The sequence below is a fragment of the Pristimantibacillus sp. Z349TD_6 genome (assembly GCF_056173205.1).
This window is the reverse complement of the sequence record NZ_CM149662.1, coordinates 495,044-514,247: the sequence shown is the minus strand read 5'-3', so window position 1 is coordinate 514,247 and position 19,204 is coordinate 495,044. Positions and strand designations below refer to the sequence as shown.

Annotated in this window: 17 protein-coding genes; 6 read left to right on the top strand and 11 right to left on the bottom strand. The window is 48.4% G+C overall.

Annotated elements, in window-relative coordinates; all coding sequences use genetic code 11:
• Positions 1–9: 9 nt before the first annotated feature.
• The 8 genes from AC0VYE_RS02295 to AC0VYE_RS02260 form a co-directional block, all read right to left on the bottom strand.
• The gene (locus AC0VYE_RS02295; RefSeq protein ID WP_475445771.1) at positions 10–2,016 is read right to left on the bottom strand and encodes a copper amine oxidase; all 2,007 of its coding nucleotides are present in this window, start codon (positions 2,014–2,016) and stop codon (positions 10–12) included.
• A 286-nt stretch (positions 2,017–2,302) separates the two neighbouring features.
• The gene (locus AC0VYE_RS02290) at positions 2,303–3,175 is read right to left on the bottom strand and encodes a hypothetical protein (RefSeq protein WP_475445769.1); all 873 of its coding nucleotides are present in this window, start codon (positions 3,173–3,175) and stop codon (positions 2,303–2,305) included.
• A 129-nt stretch (positions 3,176–3,304) separates the two neighbouring features.
• On the bottom strand, positions 3,305–4,531 hold the full coding sequence (locus AC0VYE_RS02285) for a pyridoxal-phosphate-dependent aminotransferase family protein (protein WP_076268491.1): 1,227 nt from the start codon (positions 4,529–4,531) through the stop codon (positions 3,305–3,307).
• On the bottom strand, positions 4,528–5,814 hold the full coding sequence (gene allC / locus AC0VYE_RS02280; protein ID WP_076268492.1) for an allantoate deiminase: 1,287 nt from the start codon (positions 5,812–5,814) through the stop codon (positions 4,528–4,530). The genes AC0VYE_RS02285 and allC overlap by 4 nt, the downstream gene beginning before the upstream one ends.
• 28 nt (positions 5,815–5,842) lie before the next feature.
• Positions 5,843–7,216, bottom strand: a complete 1,374-nt coding sequence (locus AC0VYE_RS02275; RefSeq protein ID WP_076268493.1) for an allantoinase — start codon at positions 7,214–7,216, stop codon at positions 5,843–5,845.
• Positions 7,217–7,419: 203 nt separating this feature from the next.
• Complete coding sequence (locus AC0VYE_RS02270) at positions 7,420–8,493, bottom strand: ABC transporter substrate-binding protein (protein WP_076268494.1); 1,074 nt, start codon at positions 8,491–8,493, stop codon at positions 7,420–7,422.
• A gap of 57 nt (positions 8,494–8,550) precedes the next feature.
• Positions 8,551–9,405 carry an ABC transporter permease gene (locus tag AC0VYE_RS02265; protein ID WP_076268635.1) on the bottom strand — a complete coding sequence of 285 codons (855 nt, stop codon included), beginning with the start codon at positions 9,403–9,405 and terminating at the stop codon, positions 8,551–8,553.
• Between the two features lie 41 nt (positions 9,406–9,446).
• A complete protein-coding gene (locus AC0VYE_RS02260; RefSeq protein WP_076268495.1) occupies positions 9,447–10,208 on the bottom strand; it encodes an ABC transporter ATP-binding protein in 762 nt (253 codons plus the stop codon).
• A gap of 218 nt (positions 10,209–10,426) precedes the next feature.
• On the opposite strand from AC0VYE_RS02260, the gene AC0VYE_RS02255 reads away from it, so the two are divergent.
• Positions 10,427–12,097 (top strand): PucR family transcriptional regulator, encoded by a 1,671-nt coding sequence (locus AC0VYE_RS02255; protein WP_076268496.1) that lies wholly within the window; start codon positions 10,427–10,429, stop codon positions 12,095–12,097.
• Between the two features lie 206 nt (positions 12,098–12,303).
• Here the strand turns inward: AC0VYE_RS02255 and AC0VYE_RS02250 are convergent, their stop codons facing one another.
• Positions 12,304–13,101 (bottom strand): YheC/YheD family protein, encoded by a 798-nt coding sequence (locus AC0VYE_RS02250; RefSeq protein ID WP_076268497.1) that lies wholly within the window; start codon positions 13,099–13,101, stop codon positions 12,304–12,306.
• Positions 13,102–13,294: 193 nt separating this feature from the next.
• Between AC0VYE_RS02250 and AC0VYE_RS02245 the strand changes: the two genes are divergently transcribed.
• The 3 genes from AC0VYE_RS02245 to AC0VYE_RS02235 are packed head-to-tail and all read left to right on the top strand — an operon-like array spanning position 13,295 to position 16,544.
• On the top strand, positions 13,295–14,545 hold the full coding sequence (locus tag AC0VYE_RS02245; RefSeq protein ID WP_076268498.1) for a phenylacetate--CoA ligase family protein: 1,251 nt from the start codon (positions 13,295–13,297) through the stop codon (positions 14,543–14,545).
• 13 nt (positions 14,546–14,558) lie between these two features.
• Entirely contained in the window at positions 14,559–15,506 is a 948-nt protein-coding gene (gene sbnA, locus AC0VYE_RS02240) for a 2,3-diaminopropionate biosynthesis protein SbnA (protein ID WP_475445764.1), read from the top strand.
• 48 nt (positions 15,507–15,554) lie between these two features.
• Complete coding sequence (locus tag AC0VYE_RS02235) at positions 15,555–16,544, top strand: 2,3-diaminopropionate biosynthesis protein SbnB (RefSeq protein WP_475445762.1); 990 nt, start codon at positions 15,555–15,557, stop codon at positions 16,542–16,544.
• A 129-nt stretch (positions 16,545–16,673) separates the two neighbouring features.
• Here AC0VYE_RS02235 and AC0VYE_RS02230 read toward each other — a convergent pair whose 3' ends face one another.
• Both AC0VYE_RS02230 and AC0VYE_RS02225 read right to left on the bottom strand, forming a co-directional pair.
• Entirely contained in the window at positions 16,674–17,039 is a 366-nt protein-coding gene (locus AC0VYE_RS02230; RefSeq protein ID WP_076268500.1) for an IDEAL domain-containing protein, read from the bottom strand.
• Between the two features lie 224 nt (positions 17,040–17,263).
• Positions 17,264–17,500 carry a DUF6953 family protein gene (locus AC0VYE_RS02225; protein WP_054026129.1) on the bottom strand — a complete coding sequence of 79 codons (237 nt, stop codon included), beginning with the start codon at positions 17,498–17,500 and terminating at the stop codon, positions 17,264–17,266.
• Between the two features lie 204 nt (positions 17,501–17,704).
• Between AC0VYE_RS02225 and AC0VYE_RS02220 the strand changes: the two genes are divergently transcribed.
• Both AC0VYE_RS02220 and AC0VYE_RS02215 read left to right on the top strand, forming a co-directional pair.
• Positions 17,705–18,154, top strand: a complete 450-nt coding sequence (locus AC0VYE_RS02220; RefSeq protein WP_076268501.1) for a MarR family winged helix-turn-helix transcriptional regulator — start codon at positions 17,705–17,707, stop codon at positions 18,152–18,154.
• 53 nt (positions 18,155–18,207) lie between these two features.
• Positions 18,208–19,185: an aldo/keto reductase gene (locus AC0VYE_RS02215; protein WP_475445759.1), complete on the top strand. Its 978-nt coding sequence runs from the start codon at positions 18,208–18,210 to the stop codon at positions 19,183–19,185.
• Positions 19,186–19,204 lie beyond the last annotated feature (19 nt).

Sequence of the window (19,204 nt, the reverse complement as noted above, 5' to 3'; positions counted from 1 at the left end):
GTTATAATGCTACTCTGTCTTATTCAAATCAAGCGTAGGCGTTTCATTAAAGAAGTTGAAAGGTTTAATCATCGCCGTTACCCATTCCGTAGGCATGATCGGGAATTCTTCTGCCCGCATGACATGCGTCGTCCCTGTCGTCAGCCATACGACCGTATCCTTGTTCTCAATACTGCGATTTTGCTGTGTCCATAGGCCAAGTCCAGTGTCTTTGTTATGTGTGGTATATTTGCCTTCAGAATAAAGCTCATCTTTCATGTAAGGCGTTACCCAAATATGATTATTTATAAATTCCGCACGTTTCAATACATAGTCCGTTTTCGTGAAGAGCGGCTCCTCCATGAATGGATGAGTGCCCCCTGCGTAAGGCATAACCTGATAACCTGTTGCATAGCCCAGCTTATTTTGTTTGGATGTATTCGTCACTAGCACGATTTTGTCTGCATCAAACTTCTGAATCGCATCCTGTTCAACTTTGTACGTCTTCTCCACCGTGATCATCTCGCTCCGTGCAAACTCCGGATTTTTTACCGTGATAGCTTTCGGCAAAATTTCCCCTACGGAGTTCGATTCTCCATCCACATCTAGATCCAGCCTGTAGCTGAAAATATGCTGATGCGTTGGCGCCACAATATTCGCATCTACGAGTTTACCATTGCGCGTATCCTTTTCAGCGGTTTTATCCGCCATGGTTTTCGAATCGACTGCTTTTACCTGAGCGAGTCCCGTTGCACCAGCCATAAGCTTAATCGAACCATTTTGTAAAAACACCCAATCTAAGACATAATCATAATTGCCAATCGTAGCTATAGCTCGAAGAACGAGTTCACGACGCTCTCTTGCATCGCCATTGTGAGACCATTCCGGATCTGCATATCTTTCAAACAAAGCAAAAGAGTTTTTAATGATTTGCGCTTTTCCGTCTGTGCCGTTAAGGGCCGCATCAAACATAGTCGCATTTTTCGGAACATCGGACCCTATATTAAGCGGCCTTGTCGACAAACCAACGCCATATTCACCAGCATCCATAAATATTTTGTACAGCCACGCCGCATCCGGATCGCCGTACGGCACCATCATGCCGCCAAGACCGCCTTCATACATAATTTTTCGCTTATTCCCATTCTCTGTGTAAGATACAGTAGATACCATAGGCCCTACACGCGGGTCTAGACGGAAATGGAACTTCCAATTCTGCCAATCCACCATCGTTCCTTTGACTGAGAAGCTCGCACCTTGAGGCTGGCTGATAATGAGAGGCTTGATCTCGTCAGTCCGTTTCGTCTTAATTACCTTCGTATAATCATTAGGGTCTTTCGAAACTGGAGGATTGCCTGACTCATAAATTTTCAACACTTTCTTCGTATTCAAATCAACGAGGAAAGCTAGACCATCCATCGGATGCGCAAAGTTGTTAACCGCACCTTCAATCTTCGGACGCGGAACTGACATCGCTAAGCGCGAGCCTGGCGGCGTAAGCTCTGGACCGTAATCGCCAAGCGGCCCATCTGCGAATGAGACCTTGCTTAGATCCGTTATGCCATGCCTTGCTAGAGCAGCTACAGCTTCCTTATCTTTTTCAACTATTGCTTCCGTTTGACCCCATTCCGTGTAGAAAGGCCATCCTTCCTTCACTTCTTTCCAGTACACCACTTTATCTGTATCCAAATTGACTGTTCCTTCATACGGCTTATTTCCCTTTATAAGCGTGAAAGTTGCTTCCCTTGGCAGCTTAGAACCGCCAGCATCATCCCAAGCCCATACCCGCTGTTTATCAGGCTCCTCCAGCTTAATTTCTGAGAAATACATATCCTTACTGCCATATTGCGACGATTTAATTATATTCGCTGCTTCTTCTATTTCCTGCGGGCTTAGCGGATTAAGCGGATGGTAGACGATCTTATCGATCTCTGCAGCGCTTAATCGACCTAGGCCGAGCGCCCCTGGAAAGATATTAATAGAAGCAATGACAACGGACGCTGCAATAACGGATACAATCATTTTTTTCTTTCTCATCGTTTCCCTCCAATTATTATTTCTCTACTATTTCTTTACTAGACCTGCCAGCAGTTCCCCACGTATCTCTCATCGCATCCCTCTTTCTCTATTGTTTATGGTATACACTCTAACATTTGAAGGTAATGAATCATGGTCATCAAGGTAAAAGAAACTTAATAAGTTACCCGCATTTCGGTAAAGCTTTTTAGCAAAAAAAGCCTATCCGCATAAACAGCAATCTCCCGCTTCCATCAGGAAACAGGAGATCGCTCATGCAGGTAGACTTTTATAAAAAATCATTTATTTAAACTTGGATGACGAACGGCACTACAATGATTTGACCATTTCTTTGAAATTGGCCCCAAACTTTGTACAGCCCTTCTACCGGAAAACTAACGCCAAAAACGGCCTGTGGACCCGATGATGCCCAGTTAAGCGGATGGATATGAATGAATTGCTGCGTAGTCTGATCAATCGCCACAACATGACCTACTGCACCAAGATAAAGCTCTAGATCCTTAATCGGCTCCCCCGTCTTCTCATCCGTAAACGTATAAGTCATCGTTAACATCGTCTGAGCTAGAATGGGTTCAGCAAACGCAAGCTCCACTCTCATACCATCAACATTTGCTGTCAGATCTTCGCTTGGCACCAAGACGGTTGCCTCGGACGCTGCACCCTGCACTTCTACCTCTCCTATGCGCGTAAGCTCATTCATTCCCTTCGGCAAAAAATCCGCATACAGCTTGTATCCGCCTCCCGAAGGCAATGAAATTGGAACCTCGAATTGTCCACCGCCATTATACACAGGATGAACATGCTGAAAATGCTGCAAATCCCCACTTACAACAATAAGATGCATCAGCTTCTCGTTTGTAATCTCATAAGCTTCAACGGCTGCCCCATTTCCGTCATCAATAGAGATGGAAAGCATCGAAGAGGCACCCGCGGAAGGTGTCCCTTGCGGCCATGCAACGTTCATCTTCACAGCTTTCTCCGCCGCCGTTTCCATGCCAGCTCCCGAATGTCGATGACCCAATGACAACGCATAAGGATCAAGAAAGGGGTCTGACAAATCTCCCGATGCATTAGACCAATTCACCTCTTGCAGCAGAAACGCCGTCACAAAAGCAATCAGCAGCATCGTCATCATAACTGCCCACTTGTGCTTCGCCATACCCATTCCCCCACTTCGATAACATCACTATGTGGTCATTGTATAGGTACGGGGTAAATCTAAAGCCACAGCAAAGTAAAGTTAAAGTAAAGTCTTTATAAAATGTAGCGACATCCCAAGTCCTACATTCTACATCCCATAAACATCCATAGCCGCCTGCAGTGCCAGGCCTGCAACCAACTGATGACCGTGTCGCAGCAGAACGGCTTCCAGCGCGCCGAGCGTAAGCAGCACGTTGCGCTTGCTGCAGCTGTAGCCCATCGTGCCGATGCGCCATATTTTCCCCTTCAAGGGACCGAAGGAGCTGGCGATCTCGATGCCGTAATGATCAAGCAGCATCGAACGTACAGATTCTCCATCTATGCCAGCCGGAATTTCAATACAGGTAACGACGGTCATTTTGCAGGCCGGGTCGCCGTAGAGACGCAAGCCCATTGCCTCCAAACCAGCAATCAACGCCCCTTCGTGCTCACGATGCCGCGCAAAACGCGCCTCAAGCCCCTCTTCCAGCACAAGCCGCAGCCCTTCACGAAGCGCATAAAGCATGGATGTCGCTTCCGTATGATGGTTGAGCCGAGCAGAGCTCCAATAATCCTGCAGCTGACTCAAATCCAAGTAGTTGCTTTGAATCGGTCGCAGCAGCGGGTCATCCTCGTCGTCAGCGAGAAGCAGCCCTCTTTCAACCTTTTTGCGGCTGAGCAGCTTCACCTCTGCGCGTTTATTGTACGTAATCGGCGCCATGCCTGCCGGTACGGATAAACACTTCTGCGTGCCGCCAATTACCGCATCGATGAGCAGGCGGTCAGTCGCTACCTCAATACCGCCAATTGTCGCAACAGCGTCCACAACGAAGAGCGCATTCACTTCCCTGCACGCTTGCCCGATGCCTTCGAGCGGCTGCATTCTTCCCGTTGATGTCTCGCCATGCACAAGAGCTACGACATCAGGCTGATGCTCCTTTATGGCATTAACTATTTCCTCCGTTAAAAATACACTGCCCCAATCTTTCTCCAGCGTTACAACCTCAGCACCGCAGCGCTTCGCAATCTCGGTCAGCAAATGGCCGAAGCGTCCATAAATCGGCACAAGCACCTTATCGCCAGGCTCGATCAAGCCTACGAGAACAGCCTCTATCCCCGACCTCGACGTCCCATCCACAGGGAATGCCCATTCATTATCGGTCTTAAATAATTGGCGCAGCATCTCCATTGTTTCATTCATTAATGCCGTAAACTCTGGGTCAAATTGTCCCAATATCGGATACGACATCGCCCGCAGCACCCGCGGATCCACCTCGACTGGGCCTGGTGTCATAATCGTACGCGGTGACGGCGCCAAATCTTTGTATAGCTTCATAGCTCTTCCCCCTCATAGCCTAGTCGATACAGCAGCTCTGTCAGCACGAGTACACCAACCGCAAGCTCACGAGGCTCTGTATACTCCTCCGGTGAATGCGATATGCCTCGTCTACTTGGAACAAATAACATCGCAGTCGGACAAATATGCTCAAACATTTGTGCATCATGCCCCGCTCCGCTAACCATTCGTTTCGAAGAAATGCCCATTTCACCACAAATATGATCCATATGCTGTTTAAGCACGTCATTCATCGGAACCGGTTCTTCCCTAAACCACTCCGTTCCATGAATCTGCAGCTGCCTCTCACCAGCCAATGCCGCAAAACGCTGTACGACCCATCGGCAAAAGCTATCGAGAGCCTGTTCATTGGCATGACGCGCATCTACAGTAAATACAACCTTTCCCGGAACGACATTCGGTACATTCGGAAACACCTGCAGCCTGCCAGCGGTCGCCACTAATGGCGATCCTAGCCGCATAGCCTCTTGACGCAGTGCCCCAATCATCGCACTAACCCCCTCAAGCGCATCCCTGCGCATATGCATCGGAGTTGTTCCCGCATGATTCGATTCGCCAATGACTTCAAACTTCAGTCTCCGCTGGCCAGCAATTGTTTCCACTACACCGATAGCGACGCCTTCCCGCTCCAGCACCGCCCCTTGCTCGATATGGATCTCAATAAACGCACCAATATCATGTCGGCGGCTATCCCTGCCCGTTCCTTCGCCAAAGCCGCATTGCTGCATTGCATCCGCAAAAAATACATCTTGAGCATCCTGCAAATGTACAATTTGCTCAAAGTTTCGTTTGCCGGCGATGCTGCCCGATCCCCAGTAAGCCATCGGAAATCGGCTGCCTTCCTCTTCGCAGAGAGATACAAGCTCCAGCGTTCGCTTCGGCTTGCCGAATTGCTTTTGCAAATAATCAAGTGCCAGCAAACCCGCCGCGATGCCGTAGGCTCCGTCATAATGCCCGCCTTGAATAACCGTATCAATATGTGAGCCCGTTATAATAGAAGGCGCATCCCGATCGTCGCCTTGTAATTTTCCAAATAAGTTGCCAACGTTATCAAACTCCGTCGTTAGGCCGCAGCCCTCCATTTTGAGCGCAAGCGCTTGCTGCGTCTCCAGCCATCCCTCGGTATATAGCAGCCGCGTTATGCCGCCTTCTTCATCCGGGCTATATGTTGCCAGCCAATTTAATACTTGCATAACCTGCGTCTCGAAATACGATAATAGCCGTTCCTTCTCTCTCGGATGGGAAAGTACACTTCGCATCATAGCTGCTCCTCCTTCCATTAACTTAAGCCTAGCGCCTAACCCACTCGCCTTGCATACTCTCGCTTAACCCTTCCGATTCTTCATAGACAAGGCGACCCCTTACATAGGTAGCCTTTATTTTGCAATGAAGCTCTTCACCGACATACGGACTATGCTTATGACGTTGATACAGCTGCTCTGCTTCCAGCGTATAAGATTTGTTCAAATCAATCAGCACAAGGTCAGCGTCTGCGCCAATGCGTATTTCACCCTTCGAATCTTGCAGTCCAAATCGTCTTGCCGGCCCGCTTGCCAGCAGCTCGCTGATCAGCGTGAGCGGCATCCCCCGCTTCACATGGCCTTCTCCCACAACGAGCTCTACCGAGCTTTGCGCTCCGGCGATACCGCCCCAAGCATTAAAGAAGTTGTCCGCCTCCTTCATCGAGGCTGGACAAGGCGAATGATCCGAAGAAATCATATCCACTCGCCCTTCGGCAACGGCATTCCACAGCTTCGCCCGCTCCTTGGCATCTCGCAGCGGCGGAGAGCATTTCGCCACCGCTCCCTTATGATCCAAATCAGCCGCCGTTAAAGCTAAATAATGCGGACAGGTTTCAACCGTAACGTTCATCCCGCGCTCACGCGCAGCCGTAATCAGATTAATGCCCGCCTCGCTGCTAATATGAACAAAATGAAGCGCACAGCCCGTTTGCTCCGCATAAAAGAGTGCCCGATTGATAGCCTCCAGCTCAGCAATAATAGGCCGCGAGGCCACATAGTCAGCAGGCGTCAATCGTCCTTCCGCCCGCATCGCTTGACCAAGCTTAGCTACAATCGGCTCACTCTCGGCATGAAGAGCTAGCACCTTGCCTAGACCCGCGATGATCTTCATGCCTTCGAGCAGCGTATAATCATCCACCTCTCGAAACGCATCCTCACTCGGATCACCCGGCGATGACATGAATGCTTTAAAACCAACCACTCCAGCTTCATCCAAAGGCGCAAGCTCATGCAGCTTGCCAGGTACTAAACCGCCCCAGATGGCATAATCCACATAGGAACGCCCCTCTGCAGCCGCCAGCTTCTGGTGCATAGCATCCACAGTGACTGTAGGCGGAATGCCATTTAGCGGCATATCCACATAGGTGGTACAGCCGCCAGCAGCGAGAGCAGCAGACCCCGTCTCAAAGCCTTCCCACTCTCCCAAGCCCGGCTCATTCAAATGGACGTGTACATCAATCATGCCAGCCATAATCGTTAAGCCCGCTGCATCCACTACCAAATTCGCCTCTATATCATCGAGATTCTCGCCAAGCACAACAATACGCCCCGCTTTGATTCCTATGCCCAGCATTCGCACTTCATCCTTCAATACGACGCTGCCGTTTTTGATCAATACATCCAGTTTCTCTCGTCCGACCATCTCACCCTCCGCCTTTCATTGCCCAGTCACTTTTATGCCGTTTATGAGCCGAATCTGCCAAATCGCAAAGCAGCTGCGCTGCTAATGAAATAAACCGCGGACAACGAGGTCCGCGGCCCTATTAACTACCTATTTGTGTAAAACTAATCTTCAAGGATATGAACATGTTTTAGCCGCACTCTATTACTTTTTCAGCTCTACTTCTATTTCAGCTCAGTCACGATCAAGCTTGCATCTACCTCTTTTAGCAGGCTTAGGTCATGGTAGGAAGCTGGTGCAGGGATCGATTTAATGTTGCCAACCGACTTTAGATATTCTCCGACAGCCGGGCCATTGCTTCCAAACACATAAGTATCGCCGACTTCCATGGAATACACATTCCGTGACATGATTTGTGTCAGTTCTTCCTCACTAAGGTGCAGCTCAGGCGCTAATGTTTTAATCGCTTCCTCACGGTTGTCATTGATATAATCCGTCGCTTTCTTCAAAGCGCGCAGGACAGCTTTTAAAGTGTTCGGGTTTTTCTTAAGGAAATCATCTGAAACTTGGATCGTCGTATGCACGCTCATCCAATTCACATCACCTTGCTTATCAGGAAGCTCGCTCTTCGTACCGCTGAAGAGGAACTTGCCGCCGCCTTGGATCGCCTTCGTAATGAACGGCTCCCAAGCAGCCAGCGCATCGATGTCACCCTTCTCCAAAGCGACAACCGCGTCGCTCGGTGCAAGATTTACATATTTGATTTTGCTTGCGTCTACGCCAAGCTCTTTAGCCATGTTATTGATTGCAATCGTAACGTCAGCACCGCTTGGAATACCAATCGTTTTTCCTTCAAGATCCTTCGCGCTCTTCAGCTCAAGCTTGCTTGAACCTACAACCGCTTGCGTGCCAGCAATTTGTGCGAGCGGCGCAATGATTTTGACCGGAATGTCTGTTGATTTCAAAATAATATCCATAAAGTTCGTTTGAATACTTACAGGTGCGCTGCCGCCGGCAACCATCGGTCCGATATCCGGCCCGCTCTCGATCAGTTGACTCGTTACATTAAGTCCTTCTTCCTTGAAATAACCAAGCTTGTCGGCAATAATTTGCTGCGATGAGATTTGTGCATCACGAACACCAACTAGCGTTAGATCTTTCATCTCAAGCTCAGTGGATGCCGGCACATTTGCATTTGCATTTGCCGGCGCCTTCTCATTGCCGCCGCACGCAGCAAGCACAAAAGTTAACGACGTAAGGACAATTGCAGATTTAAACCATTTTCCCGATTTTTTCATTGGTATTCCCTCCACTTATCTCTTTTTAGTTGTACTGCTTCAGCTTCGTATGTAGCGTTACTTCTCGATGGCATCTCGAAGTCCGCCTTTACGCCAAGCCATTACCCTCTTCTCAACCAGCTTCAGCAGGTAAGAGAACAAGCTATATTCTAGGCCAATCAGAATGATGGCAATGAACATATTCGATATTTTAAAATAATTTCTCGCATCTACGATGATATAGCCAAGCCCTGATTTGGCCCCCATCATCTCGGAGACGATGAGCGCCGAGAAGGATAAGCCCAGACTCACCTGCGCGCCAACGAGAAAATTCGGAATGGCCGACGGCAGCATCACTCTCGTAAAAATTTGCCGCTCCGTCGCACCCAAGCTGAGCGCAGATCGGATCAGCGTGGAAGGCACCGACTTAAAGCCGTCCAGCGTGTACACCAGCACCGGAATAAACGTCGTCCACGCAATAAGCAGTACCTTCGGAAACTCACCGATCCCGAACCAGATAATAAACAATGGCAGCAGCGCTAAGGTCGGAATCGGGCCAACTAAGTTGAGAATGGGCGAAAACCACCGTTCAACCGTTTTGAACTTGCTCATGATGACGCCAACCCCTACCGCCACCGCACTTCCGATGACAAACCCAAGTGCAATTCGAATCGTACTAGAGACCAAGCTGTCTGTAATAATCCCCGTCTTCGCGAGCTCCCAGCCCTCCGATAGCAGCACGGTCGGTGCAGGAAGAAAGTTAGGATTAAAAAACTTTGCCGTTTCATTCACTCTAGAGAACAGCTCCCAAAAAACGAAAAACATAATGGATGGGAGAATGTTATATTTCTGAAAGAACTGATTCATCGCCGATGGCCGCTTGCCTCGCGCCTGCTTGCTTATTACCGTCGTCCCCGTCCGTGAAGCCTGCATGCTTCCTGTGTCCTTCACGGTAGATAATTTGGCTCCGTTCATTATGACCCCACCTTTGCTTGCGCTAGCTCCAGATGCTCCTCATCCATAAGAACCCGTTCAATGCGGCTCATCATTTCGCCAAAACCAGCAGAATGGGAAGATCGCGGATGTTTAATTCCGACCTCAAAAATTTCTGCAATTTCACCACGCTTCATCACGACAACACGATCCGCGAGATAAACCGCTTCGCTTATGCTGTGTGTCACGAACAGAATTGTTGGTTTGAGCTGGCTGCAAATCTTTTGCAGCTCTACTCGCATCGTCTCTCGCGTCAGTACATCAAGTGCGCCAAACGGCTCATCCATTAGCAAAATGTCCGGCTTGCTCGCAAGCGCCCTTGCAATGCCTACCCGCTGCTTCATGCCCCCCGACAATTCACCAGGATAATGTCCGGCGTATTGTTCCAGCCCTACCAGCTTCAGAAACTCCATTGCGGTTTCCTTCGCTTGCGCTTTTGGCATCTTCTGCACTTCTGGGCCGAAGGCAATGTTGTCCTTTATGGTCATCCAAGGGAATAAGGCATGATCCTGAAATACCATTCCTCTCGACTTGGAAGGACCCTTAATTTCTTCTCCATCTACCGTAATCGCACCATCATCAGGCAGAAGGTAACCCGCAATCATATTTAACAGCGTCGATTTGCCGCATCCGCTATGGCCAAGTATGCAAATAAACTCATGCGAGTTAACTGTGAGATCTACATTTTTCAAAATCGTTCTGCTTCCAAAGCTTTTCCCAACCTGATTCACTACTAATTTCATTTGTACCAACCCCAATCCCTTGTTGTTGTCAGGTTATATAACATAAAATTGTTTTGTAGCTACATCATAATCCGAATCCATGTCATTGTCATTGTGCATAGTAGCTAAAAATATCCCGTATTCCTTGCATAATCCGCACAATCATATATTTACACCCCGTTGCATAGATGATATATTGTGTCATATAATCTAACATAAATAGCATTGGCGGTGTGGTTATGCTCCTAAAAGAACTCTTATCTCTCCCGGTATATGCGAATGCAAAAATACTTGCCGGACATGATGGCATGACAAATAGCGTCCAATCGGTCAACATCATGGACGCTCCAGATATTATTAACTATTTGAAACCGCAGGAATTGCTTCTCACGACCGGTTATGCGATGAAGGATCAACCAGAGGCGCTGCTCTCACTCGTCAAAAGCATGGCTGAGTTCGGATGTGCCGGTCTAGCGATTAAGACCAAACGTTTTTTGCAGGAGGTGCCAAGCGACGTGCTTCAGTGTGCGGAAAAGTTGCATTTCCCGATTATCGAGCTGTCACTGGCGCATTCGCTGGGTGATATATGCAACGACTCGCTTAGCCATATTTTGGAGAAGCGCACGGATGAGCTGCATTATGCCTTGACGACACATAAACAGTTTTCACAAATGATCATGCAGGGCAAAAGCACCGTCGACGTCATCGAAGCGTTGTCGCTTCTTATCGACTCTCCGGTTATGCTGATTAATCCACAAGGCGGACTTCTACATCGTTCAAACGCTATGACAACGGAATTGTATCTTGCATTGTCGTCCGATCTTCAAGCGGAGCTGATCTCACCCTCGCTGCACAGCTCTTACAGCATCCCATTTACTTCTCAAGCTTTCATTGGCGCACCTTTTACAGCCGTTGAGCTGTACCCCATTGTTACCTTTCAGCTAGAAGGATTGTTGGTCGCTTTGACGAGCGACAGCAGCAAACACTTCAGCAACTTAACGAAACATGCAATGGAACAAGCCGCCAACGTTATCGGGCTCGAGCTTATCAAGAAGCAAGCGGTCAAAGAGCGGTCGCGGCGTTATAAAAATGAGTTTTTCTCCGACTTTGTTGACGGCCTCATCACCTCTGAGCAAGAGCTTATTCATCGCAGCAAAAACTATGATTTGTTGAATCATCCCGTTTACGTCAGCATTGTCGCTAAGCGCGACACCTCTTTTGATTCTTTTCGTCCGCCCAGCACACTCGAATCTGATGGCCGCTTTATATCCGAGCGCGACCGCCATTACAATGTGCTGAAAGGCGAGTTTTCGAAGCTTGATTTGCGTTTTGTACTTTTTACGAAAAACGAATACTTCTGCTTCCTTATCGCGCTTAAGGCAAATCAAGATGCTGCCAAAGGCACCGAAGATAAGTTTTTAGGGCAGCTGAAGCAAATGGTGCTTTGCCTAAGCGAGCAGCACGGCATCCCCATCTCGATTGGCATCGGGAATCCGGTATCACAGCTTACACATGTCCCATTATCCTATAAGGAAGCGATCGAAGCGCTGCAAACAGGCTACGACGCGCGAAAGAAGCAGTTTGTCCAACCTTACCGCGCCAAAGATTTCAGCAACTTGCTGCGGATGATCCCAAAGGAGGAGCTCAAGGAATATTACGAGGAGACGTTCAAGGATTTATTAAGCATTGAAGGCAAGGAGCGCAGCGATTTAATGAAGACGCTCAGCACCTTCTACGATACGCATTGTCAGCTTGCCGAAACGGCAAAGCAGCTGTTCGTGCATCGCAACACCGTCACCTATCGCCTCGAAAAATGCGAAAGGCTCACCGGCCGCGATTTGCGCGATCCCGTGGAGAGCCTTCGCTTCCGCACCGCATTTTCGATGCAGTCGATGTTCATGACAGACTAAGTGCAAACTTGAGCACTCGACTCGTATTACTTTCCACGCTGTAAGGGCATATTTGTGCTTACCAGCAAGTTTTTGAGCTGCCTCGTATGCCAAATGCACCTAATAAGCATATATATGTGCTTATTAGGTGCTAACTCTGGCACTTAGGTGCTGCAAGAGCATCCGCGCCCTTAAAGCGGTTAGTCGAGCTTGCCCACCGCACCGCTCTACCTAACCCCGCGCTTCGCCTTTTTACAGTTCAGCTTGTAGGTTTTTCCGTACGCCTTGCCGTAGCGTACGATTTTACGAAGCATCGATTGGTCGTCAAGCAGTAAGAACGGGCATGGATCAGGCAGCGTATTAACTTCAAGTATCCATGGCTTAAGCTCGCGATCAAGCGCAAGATCAACACCTAATTCCTTAATGCCGGGATACGTCTGGTGGAGCTTCATCGCGGTGAGAACGCCAAGCTTATCCATCCCACTCAGCATCCGCCGCCTCACTGGCGCACTCATATATCGCTTCAGCAAATAGCCCGTTGGATAAATTGTTCCTCCCTGACTGCCATTCGTTACAATTTTCCGAGGATGAGCTACTCTGCCCAAAGTTCCCGTCGCCTCCCAAACCCCGTGCGGCGACTGCTGCACCACGAGCCTTATATCAAACGGACGTCCCTTATGCCTCAGCAAGCGGATCCCTTTTTGTACTAGGTAAGCCTTCCTTTTTGAATCTCTCAAAATAGACCGATAAACCGCCTTATAGGTGAAAAAAGCCAACTTTCTCTCTCCAAGCTGGTACGAATAGGGCCGAAAGCCCTCCTCGTCAAGCTCTACCCTCATCACACCTCTGCCCTGTCCACCTCTGATCGGCTTTACATACACCATCCCCCACTGTTTCAACATTTTACGCAGACTCTTCCTTGTCATCATCTCCGCTTCCGGCAAATGATTCTTTAACACCGAGTCACGTCTCATCACTTCCGATTTGGCCCACTTATCCGCAACCGTACGACGATGTTTTTTCATAAACGATATAGCAGCCACCCTCTCTCTCTCACAAGATACTACTGCCTCATGATTCACTCTTAATAGCATACGAAGCTTGAACGAAATGGATTTAGGCGTTTGTCCCCATAATCAGAACCTAGAGGCGCAAACGACATATGCTTAATTAACGCATTCATTCGAGATATTTGTCCTACAGGAGGCTCAACACCAAATGTCACCATTAGCTCTGCTTCATCCGCATATCAAGCGAATCGTCCAGCATCACCCCTGGTACATCACCCTTCTTCAACAGGATGGAATAGATCCGCAAGTTTGCCAGTTGTCTGATCTTCCGCTCATCACGTCGGACATTTTGGAGCAGCATTATTTTACGGGGAGAGCTCGAGAAGAGGAAGGTTTGTCCGTTTACAGAACCTCAGGCACTTCATCAGGCGTTCGCAAGGCGATTTATTATTCAAAGGAAGATGACGAGAGTTATATCGATGCAAAAACAGCCTGCTTTCAGGATTGGCTGACCGCCAGCGCCAGCATAGCCAGCACTGACGCTGAACCTCCCGTTCCTATTCGCAGAGCGTTAGCCGACATGGGTACAGGGCATGCAGCAAATACAGCGCTGACCATCTTTGACCAGCTCGGCCTAGCGGCAGACTCCCTGTCGTTCTCGCTCCCGATTGAAGAGCATATTGCGAGGCTGGAATCCTATCGTCCAGAGCTTCTATATACGATGCCATCGATTTTGGATGCTATCGTCTCTCACGCGGAGGAACCAAAGCAGTTTGGCATCAAAAAAATTATAGTGGTCGGCGAAATCGCCCCGCTCCAGTGGCAGCACAACATAGCCGAACGGTTCGGAATCGAGCCGCAGCATATTTTAGACACGTATGGCTCGATTGAAGTTGGAGCGATCGCCTCCTATTCACATGAGCTTGGGCTATATGTCATCGCTGATGGCATCTATGCCGAGGCAATACCGGCGGAGCAAATCGACGACAGCTTTGAGCCGCTTACAGAGAACGAAGCCGTTCTCGTATTGACCTCTTTTGTACGTTCATTGTTCCCAGCCGTGAGGTATGTCACCTACGACGTCGTGCGTGATTTCCAAACCATCTGCATAGACGGCAAGCAGCGGCAATGCTTCAGCTGTATCTCCAAGCGAATCGGTACAGATCTGAAGCATGGGGAAAAAATCAGCCTATACGATATCGAAAATGTCGTGCACCAATACATCCATGACGCTCAGCTTCGAGTAAGACTCCGCGAGAATAAGCTGCATGTTCATATTCAAAGCAAATCGCTGAAAGATGAAATGCTTGTCCATATTAAGCATGCCATCGAGCATAAAATTGGGGACATTGGACAAATGATTCAAAATCGCATGCTTGAGGGCATTACGGTAACACGCGCAGCGGAAAATGAACAACTTGAACGCGGGACGGTGAAATCCAAAAAAATTTATTTTTAAGGAGTGCTGGCCTTTGGAGAGAAATTTGTTGTCCATCATCGGGAATACGCCGCTTGTTCAGCTCTCGAAGCTGTTTGCGAACGATCGCGGCATTAAAGTATTCGCAAAGCTTGAATTGCTAAACCCAGGAGGCAGCGCGAAAGACCGCTCCGCCGCCCGTATTATTAATAAAGCATGGGATGAAGGCTTGATCGGGCCCGGCTCCGTCATCATTGAGTCCAGCTCAGGGAATATGGCGATTAGTCTCGCTGCCATCAGCTCCTACCTCGGCATGAAATTCGTAAGCGTCATTGATCCGAAGGCGACGCAGCAAAATATCCGCATCATGCGTGCTTATGGCGCAGAGATCGAACTGGTTGAAGAGCCTGATATTGAGACAGGTGAGTTTCTGCCCGCAAGGTTAAATCGAGTACAGCAATTATTAGAGCGCATTCCCAATAGCTTCTGGCCGAATCAATATGCGAATAAAAACAACTATTTGTCTCACTATGAGGGTACGATGCACGAGATTGTTGAAGAGCTAGGCCATGTCGATTTTGTTGTCGGCGGCGTCAGTACCTGCGGCACCATGTTAGGCTGCTCGCAATATGTGCGCGAGCATAAGCTATCCACGAAAGTGGTTGCTGTTGATGCGGCAGGCAGCGTTATTTTCGGAGGAGTGAACGGCAACCGCCGCTTCCCGGGACTTGGAACAGGAATCATACCGCCCTTTGCCCAGACGAGGTTTATGGATAAAGCTATAAAGGTAGCCGATAAAGACATGGTCGATGGCTGCAGACTGCTCGTTGCGCAGGAATCGATTTTGGCAGGACCTTCCTCTGGCGCGATTATCCATGCCTTAAAATCGATCGAGCACGAGCTGCCCGATGATGCCATATGCGTCGTTATTATACATGATCGCGGAGAGCGATACATGGATACCGTATTCAACGATGAGTGGGTAAAGCAGCAATTCGGCTGAATTCGCTCTGAAATTTAGCACACTCCCTAATCCAAAAACGAGAGGAACATGACCGTGCTATATCTCGGCGATGAACATATTCGCACGATCGGATTGCACTGGGAAGAGCTTGTTGACAGCATAGAGGTTGCGGTGCAAATTATCGATTCAGGCGATTATGCACAGCCGATAAAGCCCTACCTGCGTTATCGCAATCCAGCTAATCGTATCATAGCTATGCCGGCTTACATCGGCGGATCGGTAAAGACTGCCGGTATGAAGTGGATCGCCAGCTTCCCAGGCAATATCGATTCCGGTTTGCCAAGGGCACACAGCGTCACACTGCTCAACAACGCAGAAACAGGCATTCCTTACGCCATGCTGGGCACCCCGCTGCCGAGCGCTGCCCGGACAGCTGCAGTCAGCGGTTTATTCATCCGCCATTATCTAAAAACACGCAATGCATCAAAACGCTTAAAGGTTGGAATCATCGGCTTCGGGCCTGTAGGCCGCCTTCATTATGATATGTGCTGCCGCTTATTCGGGGAGCTTTTAGAGGATATACAGGTGTATGATATACGCGGATGCGAGCTGGATAACACTGACCTCTCTGCTGTGGACGCCGCACTGCGCCATCGTACGCATCTCGCCAGCAGCTGGCAGCAGTTATATAACGAGTGCAATCTCATTATTAATTGCACAGTAAGCTCTCAGCGTTATATCGATACTCCTCCCGCTGAAGGCACTCTTCTGCTCGATGTTTCTTTACGGGATTATACAGCAGCAGCTATAAGCGGCATTAACGCGATTATCGTCGACGATTGGAATGAGGTTTGCCGCGAAAATACTGACATTGAGCTGCTGCATCTTGAGAGCGGCTTAACAGAAGCACAAACCAGCTCCCTAACCGATGTGATTTGCCGCGGAGCGCTTGCCAGCATCTCCGATTCGGAGCCTATATTATTTTGTCCGATGGGTATGGCCGTGTTTGATATGGCGATAGCCGATTATTTCGTCCAGCGAGCGCAAGCGCTTGGAATCGGACTACAGCTGAAGTAATGCTCCCAGCAGCAAAATGGCTATAAGCCGCTTCTCGGGTATACAAAAAAAGGATGACACCAGCGGCACGCATGGCATCATCCTTTTTTTCGTCGGTGCTATGATGTGATAGGAGGCAAGCCTGCTCGATCAAGCAGATTGACCAAGTCGATTGACTGGAAATGAATATACCTTCGAACGTTCTCCAGCCTCAGCCGCTTCTTCGCTAGCCTTCTTCGCATTGGTCAGCTCCATAAACCAAGCCTCGTCCCATGTATCTAAAGCTAAGTCAATTGCATTTTGAAAAACCTGCGCATCATTTATAGTAATTTCGGATACGTTTTTGAGCCATGATGAACGAACGGCTACGGTTTTCCCTATAACCTCTACGTTATCCGACTTTACAACGCTCACGGTTACAAATCCTTGCAAAATATCGATGGTTTCGACAAAACCATGAATGAGCTCGCCATCTTTTGTTTTACCTTGTACCCAATCGCTTATGTTGAATTTCATCTCCAAACACCACCTATCCCTAATAGTAAGAATACCCCGTTAACTGTAACTTTTTTTGGTACACTTGCTTTAAAAAAGTAGACGCTTCTTTTATGATTAAGCTACGTCCTATTGGTGACTTCCATACTGTAAGTTTAATAATTACAGTTACCTTTGTCAAGTTGTTCATGAGAAATGGACGTTTTGGCTTTAACGCCCAGCTTCCCACTACAATAATATGCGGTTTAGCTCCAGCCCCAGAAGAACCCGTCTCTCTCCCAAGCGGCTTTCCCCTTATGAAGCTTACGGAACACTTTTTTCACTTCTTTGTCGATTGAAGCGTTGCCGTGCTCATTCACATATATAAACGATTCGCCAAAATGGCTTTTTATATGCTCAACTGCGGCGCTTTGATGCAAAATCCCTTTTTCCTTCAATTCGTTCAGCATCCATTCTGCAACCTCATTAGCAGTATGCGACATCGCTCTCACTCCTTCATTAAATAAACGCTGTAACTATAGCACACTTCGTCCTTCCTCTACAATATAAGGAGCCGCTGTGCGCATTGACAGTGTATTGTCCATTCCTCTATATTATATTTATCACAATTTAATTTTGTTAAACTTAGAACATTAGCTCCTTGCCTTTTAAACAAACAAATTCACCTTCCCACGGAGGACAACAACATGGACAGCAACGAAATTTTAAAACTGGACAATCAAATATGCTTCGCTTTTTATGCCTGCTCTCGAGAGATTACTAAGCTTTATCGCCCAATGCTCGAGAAGATCGACCTTACCTACACGCAATACGTTACAATGCTCGCCCTATGGGAGCAGGATCATGTCACGGTAACCGCTCTTGGCAATAAGCTTTATCTGGACTCAGGCACGTTGACCCCTCTTCTTAAGAAGCTGGAGGCTGCAGGACATATAACGCGTACGCGTGACCGCAACGATGAACGCAGCGTATTGGTGGAACTCACAGAGCAAGGCCGAGCATTAAAGGAACAAGCCGTCGATATTCCTCATCAGCTCGCATGCAAGCTTGACGGCACACCTGAAGAAGGTGCTGCATTGCTGGAACAAATGCATCAGTTCCTAGACCGAATACAGCAAGGATCAGCTAGAGCATAACGGAAAAAGACAGCTGCCCATTACTTATTCTGAAGTTCCGAAGGGAGCAAGCCATGACATTATCTACGGTTAGGCCATTTGGCCAAACGAGTTTGCAGTTATCCCCGCTTGGCCTTGGCTGCTGGCAATTCAGCAATGGCAAAGGGCTCGTCGGAAAGTTTTGGCCCGCTCTGAAGGGCGAAATCATCAATGATATCGTAAAAACAAGCTACGAAGGCGGCATTAATTGGTTTGACACCGCTGAAATTTACGGAAACGGCCAATCCGAGCAGCTGCTCGCCAGCGCTTTGCGTGAAACCCTACCAGCAGAAGATAAAGTCTATATTGCGACCAAGTGGTGGCCGGCAATGCGTACCGCCAGCAACATTGGCCGTACAATTGATGTGAGAATTAAACAGCTTGAGGGGCGTACAATCGACCTCTATCAGGTGCATCAGCCCTTCTCCTTCTCTTCAGTGAGCAGTGAGATGAAGGCAATGGCGAAGCTGGCCGCTGCCGGAAAAATCAAAAATATAGGGGTAAGCAATTTCTCCGCCAAACAAATGCGCGAGGCCGATCGCGTTCTGCGAGAGCATGGCTTGCAGCTCGCCTCCAATCAAGTAAAATACAGCCTGCTTGACCGCCGCATCGAGAAAAATGGTATTCTCGAGACGGCGCAAGAACTCGGTTGTGCAATCATTGCTTATTCTCCGCTTGAACAGGGTATATTAAGCGGGAAGTTTCATCATGATCCTTCTCTGATTAAAGCAATTAGCGGTCCGCGCAAATGGAGCTCCGCTTTTCAAACAAACAGCCTAAAACGATCTAAGCCGCTTATTGATTCACTAGAGCAGGTAGCTGCTCGTTATGAGGCTACCGCAACACAAATCGCGTTAAATTGGCTCATCCATGCTCATGGAGATACTGTATTCGCGATTCCCGGAGCATCAAAAATTCACCACGCCGAGCAAAACGTGAAAGCTATGCGGTTTAAGCTGACAATAGATGAAATTAACGAAATTAGCGAAGCTTCAGCACTTGCAGCTCGCTAATCCCGCCTCTCGATTCAAA

Excerpts from the sequence above, each read along its gene's own strand:
- AC0VYE_RS02295 (WP_475445771.1), bottom strand. The coding sequence starts at position 2,016 with ATGAGAAAGAAAAAAATGATTGTATCCGTTATTGCAGCGTCCGTTGTC.
- AC0VYE_RS02290 (WP_475445769.1), bottom strand. The coding sequence starts at position 3,175 with ATGGCGAAGCACAAGTGGGCAGTTATGATGACGATGCTGCTGATTGCT.
- AC0VYE_RS02285 (WP_076268491.1), bottom strand. The coding sequence starts at position 4,531 with ATGAAGCTATACAAAGATTTGGCGCCGTCACCGCGTACGATTATGACA.
- allC (WP_076268492.1), bottom strand. The coding sequence starts at position 5,814 with ATGATGCGAAGTGTACTTTCCCATCCGAGAGAGAAGGAACGGCTATTA.
- AC0VYE_RS02275 (WP_076268493.1), bottom strand. The coding sequence starts at position 7,216 with ATGGTCGGACGAGAGAAACTGGATGTATTGATCAAAAACGGCAGCGTC.
- AC0VYE_RS02270 (WP_076268494.1), bottom strand. The coding sequence starts at position 8,493 with ATGAAAAAATCGGGAAAATGGTTTAAATCTGCAATTGTCCTTACGTCG.
- AC0VYE_RS02265 (WP_076268635.1), bottom strand. The coding sequence starts at position 9,405 with ATGCAGGCTTCACGGACGGGGACGACGGTAATAAGCAAGCAGGCGCGA.
- AC0VYE_RS02260 (WP_076268495.1), bottom strand. The coding sequence starts at position 10,208 with ATGAAATTAGTAGTGAATCAGGTTGGGAAAAGCTTTGGAAGCAGAACG.
- AC0VYE_RS02255 (WP_076268496.1), top strand. The coding sequence starts at position 10,427 with ATGCTCCTAAAAGAACTCTTATCTCTCCCGGTATATGCGAATGCAAAA.
- AC0VYE_RS02250 (WP_076268497.1), bottom strand. The coding sequence starts at position 13,101 with ATGAAAAAACATCGTCGTACGGTTGCGGATAAGTGGGCCAAATCGGAA.
- AC0VYE_RS02245 (WP_076268498.1), top strand. The coding sequence starts at position 13,295 with ATGTCACCATTAGCTCTGCTTCATCCGCATATCAAGCGAATCGTCCAG.
- AC0VYE_RS02235 (WP_475445762.1), top strand. The coding sequence starts at position 15,555 with ATGACCGTGCTATATCTCGGCGATGAACATATTCGCACGATCGGATTG.
- AC0VYE_RS02230 (WP_076268500.1), bottom strand. The coding sequence starts at position 17,039 with ATGAAATTCAACATAAGCGATTGGGTACAAGGTAAAACAAAAGATGGC.
- AC0VYE_RS02225 (WP_054026129.1), bottom strand. The coding sequence starts at position 17,500 with ATGTCGCATACTGCTAATGAGGTTGCAGAATGGATGCTGAACGAATTG.
- AC0VYE_RS02220 (WP_076268501.1), top strand. The coding sequence starts at position 17,705 with ATGGACAGCAACGAAATTTTAAAACTGGACAATCAAATATGCTTCGCT.
- AC0VYE_RS02215 (WP_475445759.1), top strand. The coding sequence starts at position 18,208 with ATGACATTATCTACGGTTAGGCCATTTGGCCAAACGAGTTTGCAGTTA.